At 72.2% G+C, this 18,899-nt stretch carries 22 protein-coding genes; 13 read left to right on the plus strand and 9 right to left on the minus strand.

Translation table 11 applies throughout. The annotated features are described in order from the left end of the window. Window positions 1-2,543: trypsin-like peptidase domain-containing protein (locus ACFXAM_RS15315; protein ID WP_380291266.1), on the minus strand; the 2,543-nt coding region annotated here is incomplete at its 3' end. Window positions 2,544-2,547: 4 nt separating this feature from the next. Further along, entirely contained in the window at window positions 2,548-2,898 is a 351-nt protein-coding gene (locus ACFXAM_RS15320) for a CU044_2847 family protein (RefSeq protein ID WP_380291268.1), read from the minus strand. A gap of 383 nt (window positions 2,899-3,281) precedes the next feature. Here ACFXAM_RS15320 and ACFXAM_RS15325 point away from each other — a divergent pair, with 383 nt between their 5' ends. Then, a complete protein-coding gene (locus tag ACFXAM_RS15325) occupies window positions 3,282-3,935 on the plus strand; it encodes a hypothetical protein (RefSeq protein ID WP_380291270.1) in 654 nt (217 codons plus the stop codon). Further along, a complete protein-coding gene (locus ACFXAM_RS15330; protein WP_380291272.1) occupies window positions 3,932-4,660 on the plus strand; it encodes a hypothetical protein in 729 nt (242 codons plus the stop codon). The genes ACFXAM_RS15325 and ACFXAM_RS15330 overlap by 4 nt, the downstream gene beginning before the upstream one ends. A gap of 120 nt (window positions 4,661-4,780) precedes the next feature. Here ACFXAM_RS15330 and ACFXAM_RS15335 read toward each other — a convergent pair whose 3' ends face one another. Further along, window positions 4,781-5,470 carry an HNH endonuclease family protein gene (locus ACFXAM_RS15335; RefSeq protein WP_380291274.1) on the minus strand — a complete coding sequence of 230 codons (690 nt, stop codon included), beginning with the start codon at window positions 5,468-5,470 and terminating at the stop codon, window positions 4,781-4,783. 612 nt (window positions 5,471-6,082) lie between these two features. Between ACFXAM_RS15335 and ACFXAM_RS15340 the strand changes: the two genes are divergently transcribed. The 3 genes from ACFXAM_RS15340 (at window position 6,083) to ACFXAM_RS15350 (ending at window position 7,866) form a co-directional block, all read left to right on the plus strand. Next, a complete protein-coding gene (locus ACFXAM_RS15340) occupies window positions 6,083-6,691 on the plus strand; it encodes an RNA polymerase sigma factor (RefSeq protein WP_380291276.1) in 609 nt (202 codons plus the stop codon). Continuing rightward, entirely contained in the window at window positions 6,688-7,461 is a 774-nt protein-coding gene (locus ACFXAM_RS15345; protein WP_380291277.1) for a hypothetical protein, read from the plus strand. Before ACFXAM_RS15340 ends, ACFXAM_RS15345 begins: the two co-directional genes overlap by 4 nt. Before the next feature lie 189 nt (window positions 7,462-7,650). Then, window positions 7,651-7,866: a hypothetical protein gene (locus ACFXAM_RS15350; RefSeq protein ID WP_380291279.1), complete on the plus strand. Its 216-nt coding sequence runs from the start codon at window positions 7,651-7,653 to the stop codon at window positions 7,864-7,866. 66 nt (window positions 7,867-7,932) lie between these two features. Here the strand turns inward: ACFXAM_RS15350 and ACFXAM_RS15355 are convergent, their stop codons facing one another. The 3 genes from ACFXAM_RS15355 to ACFXAM_RS15365 form a co-directional block, all read right to left on the minus strand. Then, entirely contained in the window at window positions 7,933-8,193 is a 261-nt protein-coding gene (locus ACFXAM_RS15355) for a hypothetical protein (protein WP_380291281.1), read from the minus strand. Window positions 8,194-8,229: 36 nt separating this feature from the next. Further along, entirely contained in the window at window positions 8,230-8,709 is a 480-nt protein-coding gene (locus ACFXAM_RS15360) for a hypothetical protein (protein WP_380291283.1), read from the minus strand. Between the two features lie 74 nt (window positions 8,710-8,783). Continuing rightward, on the minus strand, window positions 8,784-9,764 hold the full coding sequence (locus ACFXAM_RS15365) for a DUF4238 domain-containing protein (RefSeq protein ID WP_380291285.1): 981 nt from the start codon (window positions 9,762-9,764) through the stop codon (window positions 8,784-8,786). 142 nt (window positions 9,765-9,906) lie between these two features. Between ACFXAM_RS15365 and ACFXAM_RS15370 the strand changes: the two genes are divergently transcribed. The 5 genes from ACFXAM_RS15370 to ACFXAM_RS15390 all read left to right on the plus strand — a co-directional run bounded on the left by ACFXAM_RS15370 (window position 9,907) and on the right by ACFXAM_RS15390 (window position 14,585). Further along, on the plus strand, window positions 9,907-10,830 hold the full coding sequence (locus ACFXAM_RS15370) for an endonuclease domain-containing protein (protein WP_380291287.1): 924 nt from the start codon (window positions 9,907-9,909) through the stop codon (window positions 10,828-10,830). A gap of 96 nt (window positions 10,831-10,926) precedes the next feature. Then, window positions 10,927-13,197 (plus strand): telomere-associated protein Tap, encoded by a 2,271-nt coding sequence (gene tap, locus ACFXAM_RS15375; RefSeq protein WP_380291289.1) that lies wholly within the window; start codon window positions 10,927-10,929, stop codon window positions 13,195-13,197. 8 nt (window positions 13,198-13,205) lie between these two features. Beyond that, window positions 13,206-13,763: a telomere-protecting terminal protein Tpg gene (gene tpg, locus ACFXAM_RS15380; protein ID WP_380291291.1), complete on the plus strand. Its 558-nt coding sequence runs from the start codon at window positions 13,206-13,208 to the stop codon at window positions 13,761-13,763. A gap of 22 nt (window positions 13,764-13,785) precedes the next feature. Then, a complete protein-coding gene (locus ACFXAM_RS15385) occupies window positions 13,786-14,127 on the plus strand; it encodes a hypothetical protein (protein ID WP_380291293.1) in 342 nt (113 codons plus the stop codon). Between the two features lie 38 nt (window positions 14,128-14,165). Further along, complete coding sequence (locus tag ACFXAM_RS15390) at window positions 14,166-14,585, plus strand: hypothetical protein (RefSeq protein ID WP_380291295.1); 420 nt, start codon at window positions 14,166-14,168, stop codon at window positions 14,583-14,585. Window positions 14,586-14,655: 70 nt separating this feature from the next. On the opposite strand, the gene ACFXAM_RS15395 is transcribed toward ACFXAM_RS15390, so the two are convergent. Further along, window positions 14,656-14,976, minus strand: a complete 321-nt coding sequence (locus ACFXAM_RS15395) for a hypothetical protein (protein ID WP_380291297.1) — start codon at window positions 14,974-14,976, stop codon at window positions 14,656-14,658. A 123-nt stretch (window positions 14,977-15,099) separates the two neighbouring features. Here ACFXAM_RS15395 and tpg (ACFXAM_RS15400) point away from each other — a divergent pair, with 123 nt between their 5' ends. From tpg (ACFXAM_RS15400) to ACFXAM_RS15410, 3 genes are read left to right on the plus strand one after another with little or no spacing between them, the layout of a single operon-like run. Next, window positions 15,100-15,720: a telomere-protecting terminal protein Tpg gene (tpg, locus tag ACFXAM_RS15400; protein WP_380291299.1), complete on the plus strand. Its 621-nt coding sequence runs from the start codon at window positions 15,100-15,102 to the stop codon at window positions 15,718-15,720. Window positions 15,721-15,758: 38 nt separating this feature from the next. Next, complete coding sequence (locus tag ACFXAM_RS15405) at window positions 15,759-16,049, plus strand: hypothetical protein (RefSeq protein ID WP_380291300.1); 291 nt, start codon at window positions 15,759-15,761, stop codon at window positions 16,047-16,049. Window positions 16,050-16,056: 7 nt separating this feature from the next. Further along, window positions 16,057-16,542 (plus strand): hypothetical protein, encoded by a 486-nt coding sequence (locus tag ACFXAM_RS15410; RefSeq protein ID WP_380291302.1) that lies wholly within the window; start codon window positions 16,057-16,059, stop codon window positions 16,540-16,542. A gap of 406 nt (window positions 16,543-16,948) precedes the next feature. Here ACFXAM_RS15410 and ACFXAM_RS15415 read toward each other — a convergent pair whose 3' ends face one another. Continuing rightward, on the minus strand, window positions 16,949-17,320 hold the full coding sequence (locus tag ACFXAM_RS15415) for a MarR family transcriptional regulator (protein ID WP_380291304.1): 372 nt from the start codon (window positions 17,318-17,320) through the stop codon (window positions 16,949-16,951). Continuing rightward, a complete protein-coding gene (locus ACFXAM_RS15420) occupies window positions 17,317-17,811 on the minus strand; it encodes a transcriptional regulator (RefSeq protein ID WP_380291306.1) in 495 nt (164 codons plus the stop codon). The genes ACFXAM_RS15415 and ACFXAM_RS15420 overlap by 4 nt, the downstream gene beginning before the upstream one ends. Window positions 17,812-18,899 lie beyond the last annotated feature (1,088 nt).

Raw genomic sequence — 18,899 nt, forward strand, 5'->3', positions numbered from 1 at the left:
CACAGCCGCACGACATTGTCGTTAGTGAGGCTGTGGGCGGTGGCGAGGGTATGTCCGTCAGGGCTGAACGCCACCGACGTCACCTCGCCCGCGTAGTCGGGGAGACTAGCGACAATCCGCCCGGTGGCCACGTCCCACAGGTTTGCCCTTCCCCTGCGATCCTTGCCGGTGTTATCGCCGCCGGTGGCGAGGGTATGCCCATCGGGACTGAACGCCACCGAGTACCCGGCGAAGTTGCCGCCCTTGGTGAGGCGGTTGCGCAAAGGAAGGTTCGCGGCGGCGCTCAGGCTGGCGACGGCTTCCAAAGTCGGGCTCGTGCGGTAGGCGGCGACCGCAAGGAGAGACGCGAGATCGGGGTCGGCACCGATCACAGCGGCGGACTGAGCGGCGAGCTGCCGGGACTGGGCGACCTGCTGGCGGGACTGAGCGACGTGCTGGGCCCCGACCGCGGTCTGCCGCTCCCAGACGGCAAGACCTGCGGCGATCATGGCGACCACGAGGAAGATCGCGAGGAAGGTGATGGTAAGCCTGCTGCGTCGGGCGGCCGTCTGTTGGCGGTGGTGGCCGTCGTCGACGAAGGCTCTGAGGTCGGCCGGCAGGCGGCGGCGGCGCATCCAGTCGAGGCCTTCCGCAAGGTCGGTTCCGCCGAGAAGGCCCCGGGGGTCGCGCTGTTGCTGCCAGCGCGCGTGCTGCACGCGCGTGCGGTGGAGCCATTCGTGGAACCGGGCGTCCTGCTCGACCCACCCGCGCAGGGTCTCCCAGTCGCGGATGAGCGCGTCGTGGATCAGCTCGGCCACCGGGATCCCCTCGCCGCCGCCGGGCTGTGCGGGCTCGTGCAGGCGATCGGTGGTGACGATGCGGTGGCGGGCGAGGACGGTCAGGACCTCGTCGACGGCCCGCAGCGCCTCGGGTGTGCTGTCATCGGCGGCCAGGTCGCGCAGTTCGTCGAGCGGGAGCTGCTGGCGCACCGCCGGGATCCGCAGGGCCTCGTCGGCGGGACGGACCAGGGCGGTCAGGACCCTGTGGGCGATCGGCTTCTGCCGTTCGTCGAGTTCACGCAGGGCGCTGTCGCACCAGTCGGCCAGGGCGCCGGTCACGGCGCCGTGGCGGCGGTAGGCGTCGTGGGTGAGACGCCCGTCGTACTGCGAGCGCAGCCTCCACAGTTGGTGGAGCGCGACTTCCAGCAGCGGCAGCACGGTGACCGGCGCTTCGTCGGCCGGTGCCAGGTGGGGATTCAGGGCCATCACGTCGGCGACGATGCGCTGCGCCAGTCCGTCCTCGAAGCTCACCTCCAGGTCGCGGGCGGGGCCGGTGACGATCGCGTCCAGTTCCGCGCCGGTCAGCGTGGCGGGCACGTTGAGCACACCCCGCGCGTGCAGTGCGGTGTGCAGCAGATCGGGGGCCAGGGCGGACAGGCGGGAGTAGAAGTCGTCGCGCATCACGAGGACCACGCTGATGGCGATGTGCGAGTCGATCGCCCGGGTGATCCGTTGGAGCGCCTCCAGGGCCTGCGGTCGGTGGTCAGGGGCGAGGAGTTCCTCGAACTGGTCGATGACCAGCACGGTGCGTTGGTGGGCCGGGCCGGTGGGCGGCGGGGCGGCGGCGGGCCGGTCGGTCCCCGTGGGGTCGGCATCGGCCAGGCCGGCCTGTACGAGTCCGGCCGGCAGGCCCGGACCCGGGCGGGTGAGGACCTGGCGCCAGCGGTCGCTTCCCGGCAGCCGGCCCTCGGCCAGCGCGGGCAGCACCCCGGCCTGGATCAGGGAGGACTTGCCGGAGCCGGAGGGGCCGAGAAGCAGCACGACCCGACGCCTCCCGGCGAGGCCCGCCAGGACCTGGCGCACGGCGTTCTCGCGGCCCCGGAACCAGCGGGCGTGTTCGGCGGTGAAGGGCTCCAGGGCCCGATACGGCTGCACATCCTGTTCGCCGAGAGTGGGCCACACCTCGCGCAGGACGGCGGTCGGGGTGGCGTAGGCGATGCCCTGGCCCCGGGTGTAGGAGTCGGGGGCGGTGATCGCGGTGAGCATGCCGACGACCAGGCCGGTCACCTCGTCCAGGACCGGCCCGCCGCTGAAGCCGAGGGTCAGGTCGTTGGCTTCGGTCAGCTGCAGCAGCTCACCGCTGCTGTCGACCCCGGGCAGCAGTTCGCCGGCCGTGGCGAACCCGTAGCTCCCGCCGGGCGGGGCCTGCCGGGGAAACCCGAACGAGCGAACCCGGTGCCCGCGGGTGCCCGCCGCCGACCCCAACACCAGCGGGGCCCCCGCCGGACGGTCCAGGCGTACCAGGGCGACGTCCTGCTCCTGCGGCTCGCGCCACCCGTTCTCCAGTGCCCTGCCGGTGACCGCCGGGGCCCCGGGCGCGTGCGGGAAGACCAGCTCCACCACGTCCCCGGGGCCGTACCCGCCGTCCGCCAGGACGTGCGCGCAGGTCACCAGCACATCCCCGGCCACCAGGAACCCCGCCCCCACCACCGCCCCGGCCCCGTCACGGACCTGGGCGACGGATGCCGTCAGGCCCGGCCGGCCACCGCCACCCGCGGCGCTCACCGGGTCAGGCCGACACGGTGCCGGTCGGCGCCGCGCCCGACTCGTCGCCGCGCCACACCATCCTCACCGTCAGATGACAGTTCGCCGCCGTCCTGGTGATCACCACCCCGGCCTCCGTCGCGAGATCGACACCGAACTCGACCTCCACCTCCGCCGGCCCCGCGTCCCGCAACCGGCGCAGCACGGTGCGCGCCAGATCCGTCACCGGCTCCAGGGCCGTACTCAATCCCGTCGGCAAGTCCCGGATCGCCTCCCCGAGCCGACCGGCCTTCACCGGCCCCACCTCAGGATCGGCCGCTTCGATGAGGATCGAGCCCCCGCCCTCCAACGGCACCCGAGCCAACCACTGCCCCACGTCGCGCCTCCTCCTGCTGCCGCCCCCTGGCGATCGCACCGACACCGTACTCCCGCAGACACACCGAAATCTGGCCAACCGCCCAATCGTTCCGGCGTCTGCACAAGCCAAGGCGACGGTTCGGGAACGGCTATGGCGGACCGTCGCTCGCCGACCCGGCGGTGCTCAGCACCCAAACCCCCTGCCAGCCATGAACCGTACGGGGCAAGCCGACGCTGCCTCCGGCCGTCGGCCAACCGCCGTGGCGGTGGCCTCCGAGACGATCTCGGTGACAGTTAGCGTGCAAAGGTGACGTCTATCGCGCTTCGGCACACAAGGGCGTGACCTGCGATGGAGCGGCCTCCCGAGCAGGCAATCGAACATTCGAGCGATAATCTGGAGGTGTGACCGCAGCCGTTCCCTTCTCCCGCCCCGTGCGCTCCGAGCCAACACCGGGCGATGCCGAGCGTGCGCCGCGGGAGCTGATGACCCTGCCCGGCTACTACCGCGATGTGCGCCGGTGGAGGCTGGTGGAGATCCGGATCGGCGGCGCATGGCTGCCAGGGATGCTCACGGTGTGGCGGCGCCCGCCCGGCGCCGCCATGTGGGTGGTCCACGTGCGCTGGGCCGAGGACGGCCCGGCGGCCGGCGGGCAGGGCTGGGGCTGGTTCCTGTTCGACTCCGAGCGGATCCGCCCGCTGCCCGAGCCGACCGCCGCGCCGCCGGCCGCAGCCCCGTACTTCGGCCGGTGGAGGGACGCGGTCGCCGTGCCGGGCGAACTGGCGGGCGCACCCGATCCGGACGGCGCCGACGGGTGCTGGCGCCTGGCCTGGCTACGCGCCGGAGGGCTGTGGCGCTCGACCCTGGTGACGGCCCGCCGCCGCCCGGGCCCAGGTCTGCCGTGGATCGCGCACGCCCGCTGGGGCGAGGACAAGCATGCGGCCTGGGTGATCGCCGACCCTGTCGTCCTCCGTCCCCTGCCCGAGGCCACCGACCCGGCGCCGGCCGGGCACCCGACCGGCGCGCAGGCAACAGCGGAGCGGGCGGGCGGCGCGTGAAGGCCCCGGCCGCCACCGACATCCGGCACGGCGTCGACCGCCAGGCACGGCTCGCCAGCCTGCTGGAGGCGACATCACCGGCGACCCGGGCCCGCGAGGCCCAGGCCGCGACGCTGCCAGTGCTCGCCCCGCTCGCCGGCCTGCTGCCCCACGGCGGCCTGGCGAAGGGCACCATCACCGAGGCCACCGACATGAGCCTGCTGCTCGCGCTCGCCGCCGGTCCGGCGACCGCCGACCCGCACGCCTGGACCGCCGCCGTCGGCCTGCCCGACCTCGGCCTCGCCGCGGCCGCCGGCTACGGCCTCGACCTGCGCCGCCTCATCGTCGCCGACCACCCCGGCGAGCACACCGCCGAGGTCATCACCGCGCTCGCCGCCGCCTGCCCCGTCGTCCTCGCCGCCACCCCCACCGGCCTGCCGCCGCGCGCCCTGGACCGCCTCGCCGCCCGCCTGCGCCGCACCGGCACCGTCCTGATCACCCCCGGCCCCTGGCCTGGCGCCCACCTGCGCCTGGAGGTCTCCGCGTCCCGGTGGTCCGGCCTCGGGGACGGGTTCGGTCAGCTCACCGGTCGTCGGGCCAAGGTCCGCGCGACCGGGCGCGGCGGCGCGCACCGCCCCCGCGCCGCCGAACTGTGGCTGCCCGCCGGGGACGGCACCGTCACAACCGCCGCGCCCGGGACCGTCGTCGGCGGGGAGAAGCCGGACGTCGTTGTCGCCTTCGGGTAGCGGTAGGGGGACCCGCCGCACGGCTGGCGGCCGCCGCCCTGGGGGTGTGGCGGCCGCCCCAGTTCGGTGTCGGTGGTGCCGGTCTACGGCCTACTGGGTGTGGGTGTCGGGTTGGGGGGGTCAGCGGGCGAGGGTGATGGTCAGGGGCTCGTTGGGGCAGGTGGCGCCCAGGTCGCGCAGGACGGTCTTCTCCTTGGTGTCGACGCTCTGGCGCCAGCGGGTCTTGGAGACGGTCCAGCGGGTGAGGTAGTCGCACGTCTCCTCCTCGATCGGGCGCCACTCGGCGATGTCCTTGTCGCTCTTGCTGCGGTTCGAGCGGGCGGTGACGGCGACCAGGTCGCGGGGCTCGTCCAGGTCGTTGGCGTAGGCCTGGCGCTCGGCCGCGCTCCAGGCCGAGGCCCCGCTGTCCCAGGCCTCGGCGAGCGGCACCACGTGGTCGACATCGAGGGCGGAGGCGTCGGTGACCACCACGCCGTCGTAGATCGAGTACCAGGCCCCGCCGGTCAGCGAGCAGCCGGGGCCGATCTGCGGCGCCTCGACGGCTTCGCGCAGGATGACCTCCTTCCTGGCATTGCAGCCGTCCTTGTCCGCGTCGATCCAGTGCCTGAAGGCGGTCCGGACGTAGCCGGTGCGGTCCTCGTCGGCGACGGGCAGCGCCTCGATCGCCTCCAGCAGGGGCACGGTCAGCGTCTCGCCAGCGCGGTGTGCGGCGGTGGGGGCGGGGGCGGCCTGGGCCGGGACGGTGAGCAGGGCGAGGGCGGTGGCGGTCAGCGCGGTGGCGCAGCGGCGCCGCCAGTTCGTGGTGATCATGGTCTACGGCTAGCAGCCGGCTGCGGGGCGGTGGTGGTCCGTCGCCCGGCGGGCGGCGTGCCGCGGCCCGAAGGTTGACGAGCAGATTTTCGGCCCGGATGAGCGGCTGCCGCGGGGCCGGGTCCGTCCGCCGGCCGGGGAGGTGGCCGGGGCGGCGGCGGGCGATCAGGGTCCCGTGCGCGGCGGGGACGAGCTGCCGGCCGGCGATCGACTCGGTCAGGAAGTCGGAGCACGGAGAAGTGATGCCGCTCACAATCGCTACGCTTCGTGCTTAGTTGAATGCGGAAAGGGATGTCCGACTGGCCTGTCCGGGGCTGGAGTTGATGCGCCCCTTCGAATCGCCCATCACTGTGGGTTTCTATTTGTGATCTTAGGGTGAGATTGCTGTGGGGCCGTATGCGTGAACGGGCAGGGTCATTTGGTTGTGTGGGGGTAGACCACAACGTTGCCTCGGCGTGCAGGACCTGACGCCGTATCCGACCGAAAGAGTCAGATGGACGTCCACCATGACACGGCCGCCGCCCTCGGGTGGCCTGTCCGCACCCGCGACCGCCGACGACCGGCACCCGGCGCCGCGGACGCCGCGGCGCTGTCCCGAGCGGGAGCGGCCCGATGAACGACGACACCTTCACCGGCAACGGGATAGGCCCCGCCGTGCACGAGCCCGTCGACCTCCCGCTCGACTTCGAGGCCTACTTCCTCGTCAAGAACAAGGGCTTCCGCCGCTACGCCGCCGAGATGCTCGGCGACCAGGCGGTCGGCGACGAGGTGGTGCGCGAGGTCTTCACCCACCTCGCCCTGAACTGGGACCAGGTCCTCGCCGGCCCCGACTTCGAAGCCCACACCTGGGACGTCCTCACCGGCGCCGTCATGTACCGGGTCCACCGCCTGCGGCGGGAGAACGAACTCGCCGCCCGCCTGCGCCAGGCCCGCCGCACGCTCGACCAGATGCACCAGGCCCTCGCCCGCGTCGAAGGCGGCGCCGGCCTCTACGCCGCCCTCGCCGACCTGCCCGCCCGCCAGTGCGACACCTTCATCCTGCGCACCACCATGGGCTACACCGCCGAGTACACCGCCCAGATCCTCGGCATCCACCCCCGCACCGTCGACTACCACCACCGCCGCGCGCTCACCGGCCTCGAACGCCTGCTCACCGACCGCCACGTCCTGCGCCGCACCGCCGCCGTCCCCGGCCCCCGCCGCGAAGGAGCCGACCGATGAACCCCGAACACCTCCTCCACGACCTCATCCCCACCCCCACCGCACCCGCAGGCACCGAGCCGGACGACACCTTCGACGTCCCCGCCGAGCTGCGCCGCATCTCCGCCGACGTCGCCCGGATCCGCCGCGGCCAGCAGCCGCCGCCGGGCTGGTGGGCCGAGCAGCAGCAGGCCCGGCAGTGCCTGGAGGCGGTGGTCGCCACCGAGCTCAGCACCACGCCCCTCGCCCGGATCGCCGACCTGGCCGCGCTCGCCGACCTCGCGGACCTGGTCGAGCAGCCGGCCGCCGCGGGCTCCGGGCGCCGGCGCCCGCGCCACCGGGGCCGGGTCGAGGACATCACCCAGGAGATCGAGGGCTTCCGCCTCTTCGGCTGCGTCCTCTACCTGGCTGGGCACCCGGTCAGCGCGGAGTTCTGGTGGAAGATCGGCGCCGGCGCCCGCGACCGCATCTCCGCCTGGTGCCTGTACCTCCACCACCTCGGCCGCGGGGAGATCGGCGAGGCCCGGTTGTGGTTCGAGCAGTCCGTCCAGGCCGCCGAAGGCCTCGCCCCCGGCGTCCCCGCCCCCGCGGTCCCCACGATGCCCGACTACTTCCGCACCGCCCCCATCGCCATGGACACCCGCACCGCCGCGGCCGCCGCCCCCGTCGGCGCGCTCGCCCGCGAGGTCGACCGGCTGGTGATGCACACCGGCGACGACACCGACGGCCTGGTCTCCTGCCCCGACCGCCGCCTGGCCGACCGCCTCGAGGAGTACGCCGGCCTGAGCTGACAACCCCGCTGGTCCGGCACGCCCCCGCGCCGGACCAGCCCGGAGCCGACCAATATCAGGACCGATTTTCGGCGCCTGATCCTGAGGGAAGCCCCAGGCCGTACAGGTTTCTCGCGCCCGGGTCCTGTCCAGTGGACTCCGCGCGCCTCGAAGGGGTGAAGGACGACTCCTCTCCCGAAGGAGGGCGCGATGACGCCCGTGCTCCAGTTCCTCGCCGAAGCCCTCACCGACCCGGCCGGCCCCCAGGCTGACTACCTCGCCGCCCTCGTCCGCAACCTTGGCCTCATCGCCACCGGCGCGGCGAACACCGTCCTCGCCGTCCGCGCGCTGCGCGACCGCGGGACCCGGAAGGGCGGGCCCCGCTGCGGTTCGGACCCGGTTCCGCCGGAGGCCGACGCGGAGTAGGCGCGGCGCGCGAAGGTGGGGCCCGGCGACCGGGAAGGATCGCCGGGCCCCACCGTGGTGGGCCGGTCAGTTGCCGTGGGGGTGTGCGGGAGCGGGGATGGTGGCCTCGCAGTCCCAGCAGCGGACGGTGGTGCGCGGTGTCCGGAAGCGGGCGCCGGACATTCCGGCGGAGCCGTCGACGCGGCCTGAGCCGCAGCGTGGGCAGTAGTAGGGCGCGAACGTGCTGTCGCAGCGGAGGCAGGTGTGGGTGCGGCGTCCGTCCGGCTTGCGGAGTTTGCGCACATCGGCCGAACCGCAGGCCGAACAGTGAATGAGTGCGGTGTACATATTTTTCCTCCATGCACCCCCGCGCACATGGTCATTCTACGGCACATGCTGACGGGGCGTCGCCCACGCGCATCGGGCCGCCCGGTACGGCGCAGGGCTGGACCACGTGGAGGCTCCGGCGATGCCGCGCAGGACGGCGTCGGTGTGCTCCCGTTCGCGGCGCTCCCGGGTGGCCCAGTCGCGCATCTGCTGGACCGCGTCTGGGTCGGCGGCGGTGTCGGGGTCCATGACGGTCATGGAGCCGTTGCCGAGGTCGACGATGTGCTGCTCCATCGTGCCGGTGGCGACGATGCCCAGGACGGCGAGGAGCTCCTGTTTGACCTCTCGGGTGAGGTGGACCTGGTCGTCGTCGTCGAGGTCGATGCGGCCGTCGCCGGTGGGTGAGGCGAGGCCGGCGACGGTGCCGGTGAGGAGCCGGCCGAGGATCCGGAACTGGTCGGGGTCCATGCGGGCCTGCAAGGTGTCGAGGTAGAGGCGGACCTGGTCGGCCCGGCTGGGGCCTGCTTCGTCGTCCATCGGCTCATCCTGGCAGCCGCCTGGGTCGTTGCCCAGATCCTGCCGGCGGGCGGGACGGGGACGGCAGCGCCCGTCTATCCGGACGCAGGGGCCTGCTCGCGCCGGTAGGGGCCGGCGGGGCGGCGCTGATCGCTCAGGGACCGCTGGAGGGGGCTGCCGGGGCGGGTGAAGACCACCTCGTCGCAATGGGCGAACTGGCGGTTGTTCAGCCCACGGACCATCCGCGCGGGGGCTTGGAGGTACCCAGACTCGCTGCCGATCGCGGCGACGTGCCTGGGTCCGATCGGCAGGAACAGGCAGTTGGCCTGCGCCAGCGGGACCCCGGACTCGTCGGGCACGTCCCCGCGGTGGAGGTGCCGCACGGTGAGGGTGGCCGCGTCGCTGATCAGGAACTCGTCCTGCGGCCGCTGCGGGGTGATGATCTGCACCGACCCGGTGGACACCCAGCTGCGGGTGAACGCGAACAGCTGCTCCGCAGCCACGCGGAACAGCTGGTCGTCGTCGGGCAGGTCGCCGGTGTGCCCGAGACGGGCGAACGCCAGGTCCAGCTCGGGGCGGTGCTGCTCGAGCCAGTGCCGGAAGTGGCGGTGCTGGCGGTTGGTCCGGACGTGGTGCAGCGCCACCAGGTCGGCGACGGCCTCCACCAGGTCGGGGTGGTGGAACACGATCCCGGCCGCGATCGCCGCCCGAATTTTGGGGATCCTTCGCTCGGTCCTTTCCCACAGCTGTTCCAGGGAGCCCGAGCCGAATACCACCCAGTCGGTCCTGAAACCCACGTTGCGGGCGCCTTGCAGGCTGAGCTGGTGGACGGATCCGTCCTCGCCGATCCGGAACGGCTGGAGGGAGCGCCGAGTGCCCCTCGGCTCCTGGACGGCCCAGCCGTCCAGGAGCACCCGGGCGACCATGTGCTGCCGGTGGACGGGGTTGGCGGCGATGGCCTTCAGCTCGGCGATGCGCCGCAGGAACTCGGCGGCCACGCGATCGGCATCGAAGTGGAAGGCCGCCGAGTCTCCGGCGGCGGACGGGTCACGCGGGGGAGGGACTACCTCTGGCATGTCCACAGAATGCCATTTCTGACAGGTTGGCAGGAAATGGATTAGATCGGCCCACCCTCGCCCTGTACACCGAACGGGTGAGGCCTGTCCGAGGCGCCTGCGACCGTGGCGGAGGGGGAGTGGATCCCGTCCTGGAGGCAGCGTGGACTACCGGAAGATGTCAGCCGAGGCGAAGGCCACGTTCCTGGCGAAGCACCCGCGGTGCGGGTTGTGCGCCAGGCCGTCAGTGCAGATCGACCACGACCACGTCTCGCACGAGGTGCGCGGTGCGCTGTGCCGGCGCTGCAACTCCCGGCTCGGCTCGCTGGAGGTGGCGCTGCGCCTGCCGTCGGGGACGTTCCAGAGCCTGGCGGGGGACCTGCACCGGGCGCTGTGGCGCGCCGGGGCCGTGGAGCTGGAGAAGTACGCCGAGGACTTCGCCTATCTCGGGCTGATGGCCGAGGAGTACGAGCGGCGGCTGCGGGCGGTGCAGGAGCGGCTGGTGCTGCCGTACGTGTACTGGGCGCCGGTGACGCGGGAGGCGGCGATCCGCACGCGGGAGTGGACGAAGATCGGGCCGCTGTGCGACGACGAGGAGGCCGAGCGGCACCGGACGCGGCTGGTGGCCGGGCCTGCGCCGCGGTGGGTGTGGGTGACGCGCGAGCCCGACGACGGGGTCAACAGCCCCGTGCCCCGCGCCCTGGTCGTGGTCGCCGATTCCACCGAGGGAGCCCGGGAGCTCCACCAGCGGCTGCGCGGCCCCGTCGACATGAGCCGCCGTGAGGCCAGGGACCGTGCCTTCGCCGAGTTGGTGGTGCCGGTGCTGCTGAGCCGGCCGCTGACAGCGGAGCAGTTTCGCGGCGCGCACTGGCTCGAGCGCGAGGAGCTGCCGACGACGGAGAAAGAGCTGCGGGAGCTGTTGCTGCGCTACGGCTACATGGCCGGCTGGCTCGACCTGGCGGTACGGATCGTGCTCGAGGACCTCGCGGGGGCACTGCCGTCTGCGGCGTGGGCGGTGCCGAGCCGGGCGCGGTGGCACTGGCTGGAGCTGTTCGCGCACTGGCGGGATCAGCGAGCGCCAATCTGAAAACCATATTCAGCAAGGGTTAAATTAATGGGTCAATGAAACTGGGTAATCGAGGTGGCTAATGATGTGTTAGGTTGGTCCTGGAGGTGAGGCTTCATGCCCACGCAGGACGAACTCTTCGCGGCGGTGGACGCGCTGCTGGCCGGGGAGGAGCCCGGGCCGCAGCTACCGGAGCCGGCCGAGCGTGCGCGCCTTCGGGAGGCCGCCGGGGTGACCCAGGCGCAGCTGGCGAAGGTGCTGCAGTCGACGGTGCAGACGGTGAAGAACTACGAGAACGGCCGTTCGGCGCCCCGGCCGCCGCGCCTGGAGGCGTACGTCAGGCTGTTGGAGGGCTGGGCGGCGAAGTACCCGGCCCCGGAGAGCGTCCCGGCCTCCTCGACGGTCGACCAGGTGCCGGCCGCGTTCGCCCCGGCGCCTGCCCCGGCGCCGGTGGAGAGCGCGCCGGAGCCGGCTGCCGACGCGGCCGACGCGGTGGTGGAGACCGCCGGGGACGTCCCGCAGGCGCCGTCCGTCCCGGCGTCCCGGCCCGCCGCGGCGCGCCCGGGCGGGCCGGTGCTGCGCCGTGCGGCGCGGCCGGCGCCGTACTTCGACGGGCAGTTCCCGAACGGGCCGCTCGTGGTGCTGGACGGCGACGGCACCGCCTACGGGGTCGGCGGCCTGCTGCTGGAGTGCCCGGCGACGACGCTGGCGCAGCTGGTGACCTGGGCGCTGACGGAGTCGGGTCTGGGTACGGCGCGGCTGCACCGTAACGGTCGGGACGGCGACCCGCTGGTCGTGCTGACCGCCGATGCGGCCGAGAAGTTCGGGCTGCCGGCCACGTTGGACGACGACCCGGCGACCCGGCGCTCGCAGCGGCTGCCGGAGGACCACAAGGTGGTCAAGGCGCTGGCGCGCTCGAAGTGGCAGCTCACCCGGCGCGGGTTCGGTCCGTGGGCGCGGATCTACCGGCCGGTCAAGGACGGGCGCCGGCAGTGTGTGCAGCTCGCGATCCTGCCGTGGCGGGCCCTGGACACCCGGGCCTGGGGCGCGGCCGCGGACCTTCCGGCCCCGGACCTGGCCCGCGTCCTCGGGATCTACGCCCAGCGGGTCATCACCCCGCGCGGTTCCACCGCCACCTGCGGCCTGGAGCTGATGACCGCGCTGCGCCCGCCGACGAGGGCGGTGCGCGACGAGGCGACGGGCGGGTGGGTGTCCGCGCCGAACCCGGGCGCGCTGACCGAGGTCTACGAGGCTGCGCCGCCGGAGGTGCTGACTGAGCACCCGGCCGCGCAGGGCTGGACGGGCGGGTTCCTGGACGAGGAGTCGTACCAGTGGATCCGCCCGGTCGAGACGCTCTCCGAGGCCGAGATGATCGAGCCGTTCGCGGTGGGCATCGACATCAACACCGCCTACCTCGCCGCCGCCGCCCGGCTCTCCGTCGGCCTGTCCGGCCCCGTCCACGTCCAGCGGCCGGTCTTCGACAAGAAGGTCCCGGGTTCCTGGTTCGTCGACCTCTCCCACGTCCCGGCCGACCCGCGTCTGCCCTCCCCGTTCACCTCGACCGGCAAGCCGCCGACGGGGCCGGCCTGGTACACCACCGCCACGGTCGCGTACGCGGTCGAGCTCGGTCACGACGTCGCTCCGGTCGAGGCCTACCTGCGGGAGAAGGCCGGCGCGTACCTGGACCCGTGGCACGACCGCCTGCGCGAGGCCTACGTGACCACGATGGCCGAGGCCGGCATCCCCGTCGACAAGGACGCCGACGAGCGCCAGTTCCTCGCCGCGATGACCGCCCACCGCCTCCTCAAAGGCGCGGGTACTGACCTTGGCGCGCTGCGCACCGCGCTGGCCGTCGAGGGTCTGGGGCACCTGGCGGAGCTGGGGGACGACCAGCTCGCCTCGGCCGCGTGGCGTCACCACCAGATCGCCATGGTGCTCTCTGCGGTGAAGTCGACGGTGAAGTTCGGGATCGGCAAGCTGCGCGAGCGCCCGCAGGGCTTGACCTACAGGTCCGGCGAGCCGTGGTCGGCGCTGGAGCGGCCGACCTGGCGCCCGGACATTCGGGCCGCGGTCATCGCCAAGGCCCGGGTGAACATGCACCGCAAGATGGCCAACGTGGCGAAGGCGAACGGCCGCTACCCGCTCGGCGTGAACAACGACTGCGTCGTCTACGCCTCCCCGGGCGCCTCGCCGCTGGACTTCCTGCCGCTCACCGGCGGCGGCAAGGTCCTGCCCGGCACGTTCCGCCTCGGTGCCACCCCGGGCCTGTCCAAGGTCGAGGGCGTGCAGCAGATGCTGACCGTCGTCGACTGGCTGGAGCGCGACCAGCCCGTCAACCCGGCCCGCCACATCAAGGGCTACGACGCCAACGCCGTCGACGGGAAGTAGGAGGGGCTGTGGAGGAGATCACCGACGCGATCGACCGGGCCGCGCCCGAGCACTTCACGCAGGCCCTGCCGAAGTCCGCGCAGGCCCAGATGCGGGCCCTGGTCAAGGCCGCCAAGGGCGACAAGAAGGCCGTCGCGGACCGCCTGGGCGTCGACCCGAACACCGTGCGCCGCTACCTCAAGGGCGAGCGCAAGCACCCACGCGCCGCGCTGCGCGAGGCCCTGCTGCGCGAGCTGAAGAAGGTCTGGCAGCCCGGCATCCGCCGCCAGGCCCGCAAGAAGGCCGCCACCAGCACCGGCATCACGGTGGAGGTGTGGGCGTACTTCGGCTACACCGCCCCCGTCGGCACCACCGACGAGCCGAGGCTTCGGCACCTGACCGTCCACCTCCCCCCGGAGTACGCCGACCGCCTCTTCGCCGCCCAGGACGAAGGCGCCAGCGACCAAAAGATGCGCGACATCATGGCCGAAGGATTCCAGGAAATCTATTTCCAGAACGGCGGATCACGCGCCGAAAACCTGGAAGTCGAATTCACCGGAATCCAAGCGATTGACGTTTCCTACTGACCCCAGGATGGAGAAAGCCACCATGAACCACACCGTCACCGGAACCGACATCAACAGCGTGCACCTCGCGACCGCCCGCCGGCGGCCCGACGAGCGCCAGGCCGCCGACCTCGAGCACATCCGCACCTACTACGCGCTGGAGAGCCGCCTCGGCATCCGCGTCGACCTCGGCGGCCGCATCCGCCACGACGGCCGCGAGGGCACCATCGTGGACACCGCCGGGCAGCGGCTGAAGGTGCTGCTCGACGGCGACCAGACGCCGAGCGTCTGCCACGTCACCTCGCAGATGGCGTACGAGACGCCCACCGGGTGGATCACCGCCACGCCCGTCCCGGACCCGTGGGCCGCCGCCCCGACGGCCTGAACGGGGCCGCGGTGAACGCCCGAGGGCGCCTCGAAGCGATGGTCCGCACCGACCGCGGCAACATGACCGTCTGGTCCCCGCAGGAACTTCGCAAGGCCCTGGACGACTACGCCGACGAAGTCCGGGCCGACGCCGCCGGATCGCCGGCCGTCCCGGCCGACGCCGACGGGGACACCAAGCGCCTGGCCGGCCTCGCCGCACACGGACTGCGCCGAGCCCTGGCCGCCGGCGGCGAGGCCGACCTGCCGCCCGCCGAGGAGCTGGCCGCCCTGGTCGCCGAGTTCGACCGGATGCGGGCGGTGGTCGCCGCGTCGTGGAGGCAGGCCGCCGTACAGCTGGCGGCTGTCCCGCACCAGCCGACCGCGCTGACCGGCCCGTACTGGTACGGCCAGGGCTGGGACGACGCGGTCCACCACCTGCACGACATGGCCGACGGCATGGAACCGCACAGCCGGTAGGAGAAGCACGTGGGCCCGTTCCCGGCATTGGAGCTGCCGGGAACGGGCCCACCCGTGCATTCTGCCCCGTTCAACCAGCCGCCGGCGCGCCAGGCAGGACCCGGCCCGCGACGATCTGCGCGCGGGCGGTGATGGCGTGGCCGTCGCACACGCCGTAGACGGTAGAGCCGTCGTCGGCCCGGACGGTGTGGGTGGCCGGCTCCGGGCACAGCGCGCCGAGACGGTCGTACGGCCAGGCGTTGAAGCACACCGGGTCCGTACACCAGCTGCCGCGGTCGACGTTCGAGCGCAGGGTGCCCCCGTGGTCCGGGCACACACCCCACGGCACGGCGCACCGGCCCGGCTCGACGACGTCCTGGTTCTCCGGCGCGTACAGCGCGATAGCGGTCACACCGGGATTCTCCCCGGACCTCGCCCCGCTGCGCCGGAACATTCCAAGTTGCCCTGATTCAGGGCCGTTTGTGCTCGGAATGGCGGAACTCTGTCCACAGGCGGACCGCTTCACGCTGCTCGGGTGCTAGACGACATAAACGAAGACATAGACGGCATAAGCGCCGAAACCGCCGGTGGGCGGGAGAAGCGCGGGACGATCGCGGACGGCCTGGAGCGCGCCGAGCGCGCCCAGTTCACCGAGCCGATCCCGGCATCCACCCAGGGGCGGGTCGGGTTCCTGCTCGGGAAGCTGACGGGCGGCACGAAGGCCCTGGCGACCCGTCTGGGCGTCTCCCAGCGCACCGTGCAGCGCTATCGCGCCGGAACCGTCACCCGGCCGCGTGCGGCCGCCCGGGAGGCGCTGGAGGACGAGACCTGCGAGCACTGGCAGCAGGACGTGCGGGCCGAGGCCCGGCAGCGCGCGGCCGGCACCGGGTTCACGATCAGCACCCGCGCGGTGTTCGGCTTCGACGCCGGAGCCGGCACCAGCGACTCCCCGCGCCCACGCCTGCTCACCCAGCGCATCTCCGGCACCCACGCGGCCGCCATCATCGCCGCCCGCGAAGCCGGCGCCACCGACGACCAGCTCACCGACATGGTCGGCGAAGCCCTCGCCGACGCCTACTTCCGCAACGAAGGCAACCGCACCGCCAACCTCAAGGTCCGCCTCCGGGACATCGAGTACATCGACATGTCCTTCTGACCCCGCCCGCGACCAGCACCGACACCGAGGACCACACCATGACCCAGCACCACCACTGCGGGCACAGCCACCACGACCACGACCTGGACGAGCAACTGCACCAGCGCTTCCACCACCTCCAGCACCACCACCGCCACGGCGCCCTGAACGCCACCCTGGACCCGACCCAGGCCGACGAGATGGTCCTCGACCGCCTCGCCGACCGCATCCCGGGCTGCCCGCAGGCCTGCGCCGGCGCCGACCACCGCGCCCAGGCCCAGGCCGCCTTCGACCTCTCGCTGCTCCTCGAACGCGACCGCTGGGACTTCTACTGCCAGGCACGGGGCTGACGACCCGATGGACAACACCACTGCCCCTGGCACCGCGCGCCGCGACCAGGTGCTCCGCCTGATCCGCGAAGGCCGGCTCGACGACCTCGCCCTCGGCCCCGGCGACGAGGACCTCCTGGACGAGCCCGACCAGACCGACCACGACGCCTGCGTCTACATCGAGGCCTGGCTCACCGCCGCCTACCTGGACGGCACCGGCTGCTACGCCGAACCGGCCGCCCGCGCGGCATCCCGGCTGCCCGCCCTGGTGCTCGGCCACGCCGACCGCCGCTACGCCTGCCCGCCCGACTGCCCCGGTACCGGCGCGCACTGCGACGGCTGCGCGCAGGCATGCGAAGGCGGGGCCCACCGCCGCCAGGCGCTCCTGTCCCGGTTGTTCGCCCGGGTGCTCACCGGCCGGCAACGGGACGCCCAGCGGCTCCTGCTCACCCCGATCATCGAGCCCTGCATACCCTTCGGGCAGCCCGGCCGCCACCGCCGGCCCCACCCCTGACCCGGCAGGCCGCACGTCCGAGGGCCCGGCCCAGAACACCTCGAGCGTTCTGGGCCGGGCCCTCGGACGTCGTTCTGCGGGAGCAGAACGAACTGATCAACCCTGTGATGACGTCAACCGGCCCTGTGCCGCTCTGACCTGCTGTTTTCCCCTCCGGGGGAACGATGTACGCGCATTGCTCCTTGTTCTGCCCCCGCAGAACGAACCGGTACCACCAGTGCTACCGCCCGCCAGCAGCGCACCGTCCTGACCAGCAGCTTTCCCCTCCAGGGGAACGATGTACGCGCGAGAGCCCGGGCCCGTCCGGCCGAAGCAGAACGAACCCGGGCTCCCAAGAAGGACCACCCGTTGGCCACATGGCCTATGAGCTGCGACTTTCCCCTCTGGGGGAACGATGTACGCGGGCTCAGGCCCGGGGCCGGAGCTGGTGGACCTGCGCCAACTGCCCGTCCTCGTCCTCCTGGTCCACCTCGATGCCCAGAGCCACCCGGCCCAGCACGTAGAAGCGGCTGCCCACAGCAGAGTGCGAGAGCTCCAGCCAGCCACCAGCGGCGAGCCGGCCGATGCTCCGCGACGCGCTGGTGGTGCTCAGCCCGAGCTCGCGGCCGATGTCGGTGGTCGTCTTGGTGACCGCCGCGCCCACCGGCACCGCGGTCGCGAAGTACATCAGCATCCGCAAGTCCGCGCCGGGCAGCGAGCTGGCCCGCAGAAGCAGGGAGTTGATCTCGTCCGCCTCCAGGAGTCGGACGCCGAACTCAGCGGGGGCCGGGGAGCTCATGAGGTCTCCTTCTTCTTCCGAGCGGGCTTCTTCGGTGCCGGGCACGGCACCACCGGGTGGCGCACGGACGCCGTCGCCAGACGCTGCGCCACCGCGCTGCCATCGTAGGCTGCCCGGGCGTTGAGCTTGTAGAACGTCACCCTGCCGATCTTCTCGGCCTCGATCAGGATGCCGCCCACGTTCAGTCTGCCGACCGACTTGCTGACCTGCGCCGGCCGGATCCCCAGGTTCGTCCCGATCTCCCGGAAGCTCTCGCGAAGAGGCGCTTCGCCCTCCGGCGAGTTGAACAGGTAGTAGCCGAAGACGTCGCGGTCGTTCTGGTCGTACCCGCTGTCGGCCCGCCAGACCGACTTCCCCAGCACCTTGCCGACGTTGATGTGCCGGCCGCCGCCCGACCAGTCGTAGGTGGTGTTTTTGTCCTTCTCCAGCAGCTGCAGCTGCAGCACCTCTCCGGTGCCCGTGTTCACCGCGGCCTTCACTCGGGCGGCCATACCCCTCCCTACCTCGAACTTTCCCCTAGAGGGGAACGATGTACGCGCGGCACAGTAGCCGCGATTCCCCTCTAGGGGAAAGGCGCCACGCCGAACCCTCCACCCCCGGCCGATTCCCCCATAGGGGAACGCAACCGCCGGAAGTGACATTCGAATTGCGCTTTTAGCTACATGACCATGCCCCTGACCTGGGCAAACGTCAGATCCCTCTTAGCGCATCAGGTGTACCCCCAGCCCCAGGCATTCGCGGCACGCCCTCCGCGCGGCAGCATCGGCCTCCGGCCGATCCGGCAGTCGCCGCGCCCGCTACGCTCCGCCAGGCCGGACGGCGGGTCAACTGCCCTTCCGCCGGACGTGTGAGGCTACGCCGCGCGGAAGCCCCGGCAGGGGCTCCTCCGGACCCCGCCCCCGCCGGATCCATACCGGTGGTTGGCCTCCGCTCATAGCCCGTACGACGCAAGGGTCGATGTTCGGGGAACCGAATTCCCCACCCTTCCCGGTACAAATAACCCGCCATCCAATCCGCCGTTCTTCTAAGCTTCTGTCCTGCCACATCCCCGAATTTGCTAGCCGGGAGCAGCAAGGGTCGAACCACTTACTGGGGTGGAACACGATCCCTGATGCTACACAGTGCATCAGAATGATGCACAAGGGCTCCCGGTCGCGCTCACACTAAAGGGTGATGCATCGAACAATCCGGCGTGGATCGACTCAGGTAGGGTATGCTTCCCCTTGTCGATAGTTTTAGTTCGGGAGTTGACGGAGGACCAGAGTGGGCGGAGCGAAGCGGAGTCCACCGGGCTCGACAGGGGGTGTCGGCTTTGACCGGGCGTGAGGTCACGGAGCGTGAGAGGGCGGGGATAGTCCTAGATTCCTGGGCCTACACAGTGCCCCGCGTGATGCACCGGCCCCTCCCAGTCGGCCATCGGATTCCCGCTTGCGGGAATCCCGTCAATTCGCGCTTGCGCGAATTGACTTGCCGCTAGAATTCCGCTTGCGTAATTCAATTCCCGCGCTTGCGCGGTATTTCCGCCGGAGCGAAGCGAAGGCGTTCCCTGCCCGGCGGCTTGCCGCCGGGGTACCCGCTC

Origin of the sequence: Kitasatospora sp. NPDC059462, from assembly GCF_042749955.1 — a bacterium.
In the GTDB taxonomy this organism is placed as follows: Bacteria; Actinomycetota; Actinomycetes; order Streptomycetales; family Streptomycetaceae; genus Kitasatospora.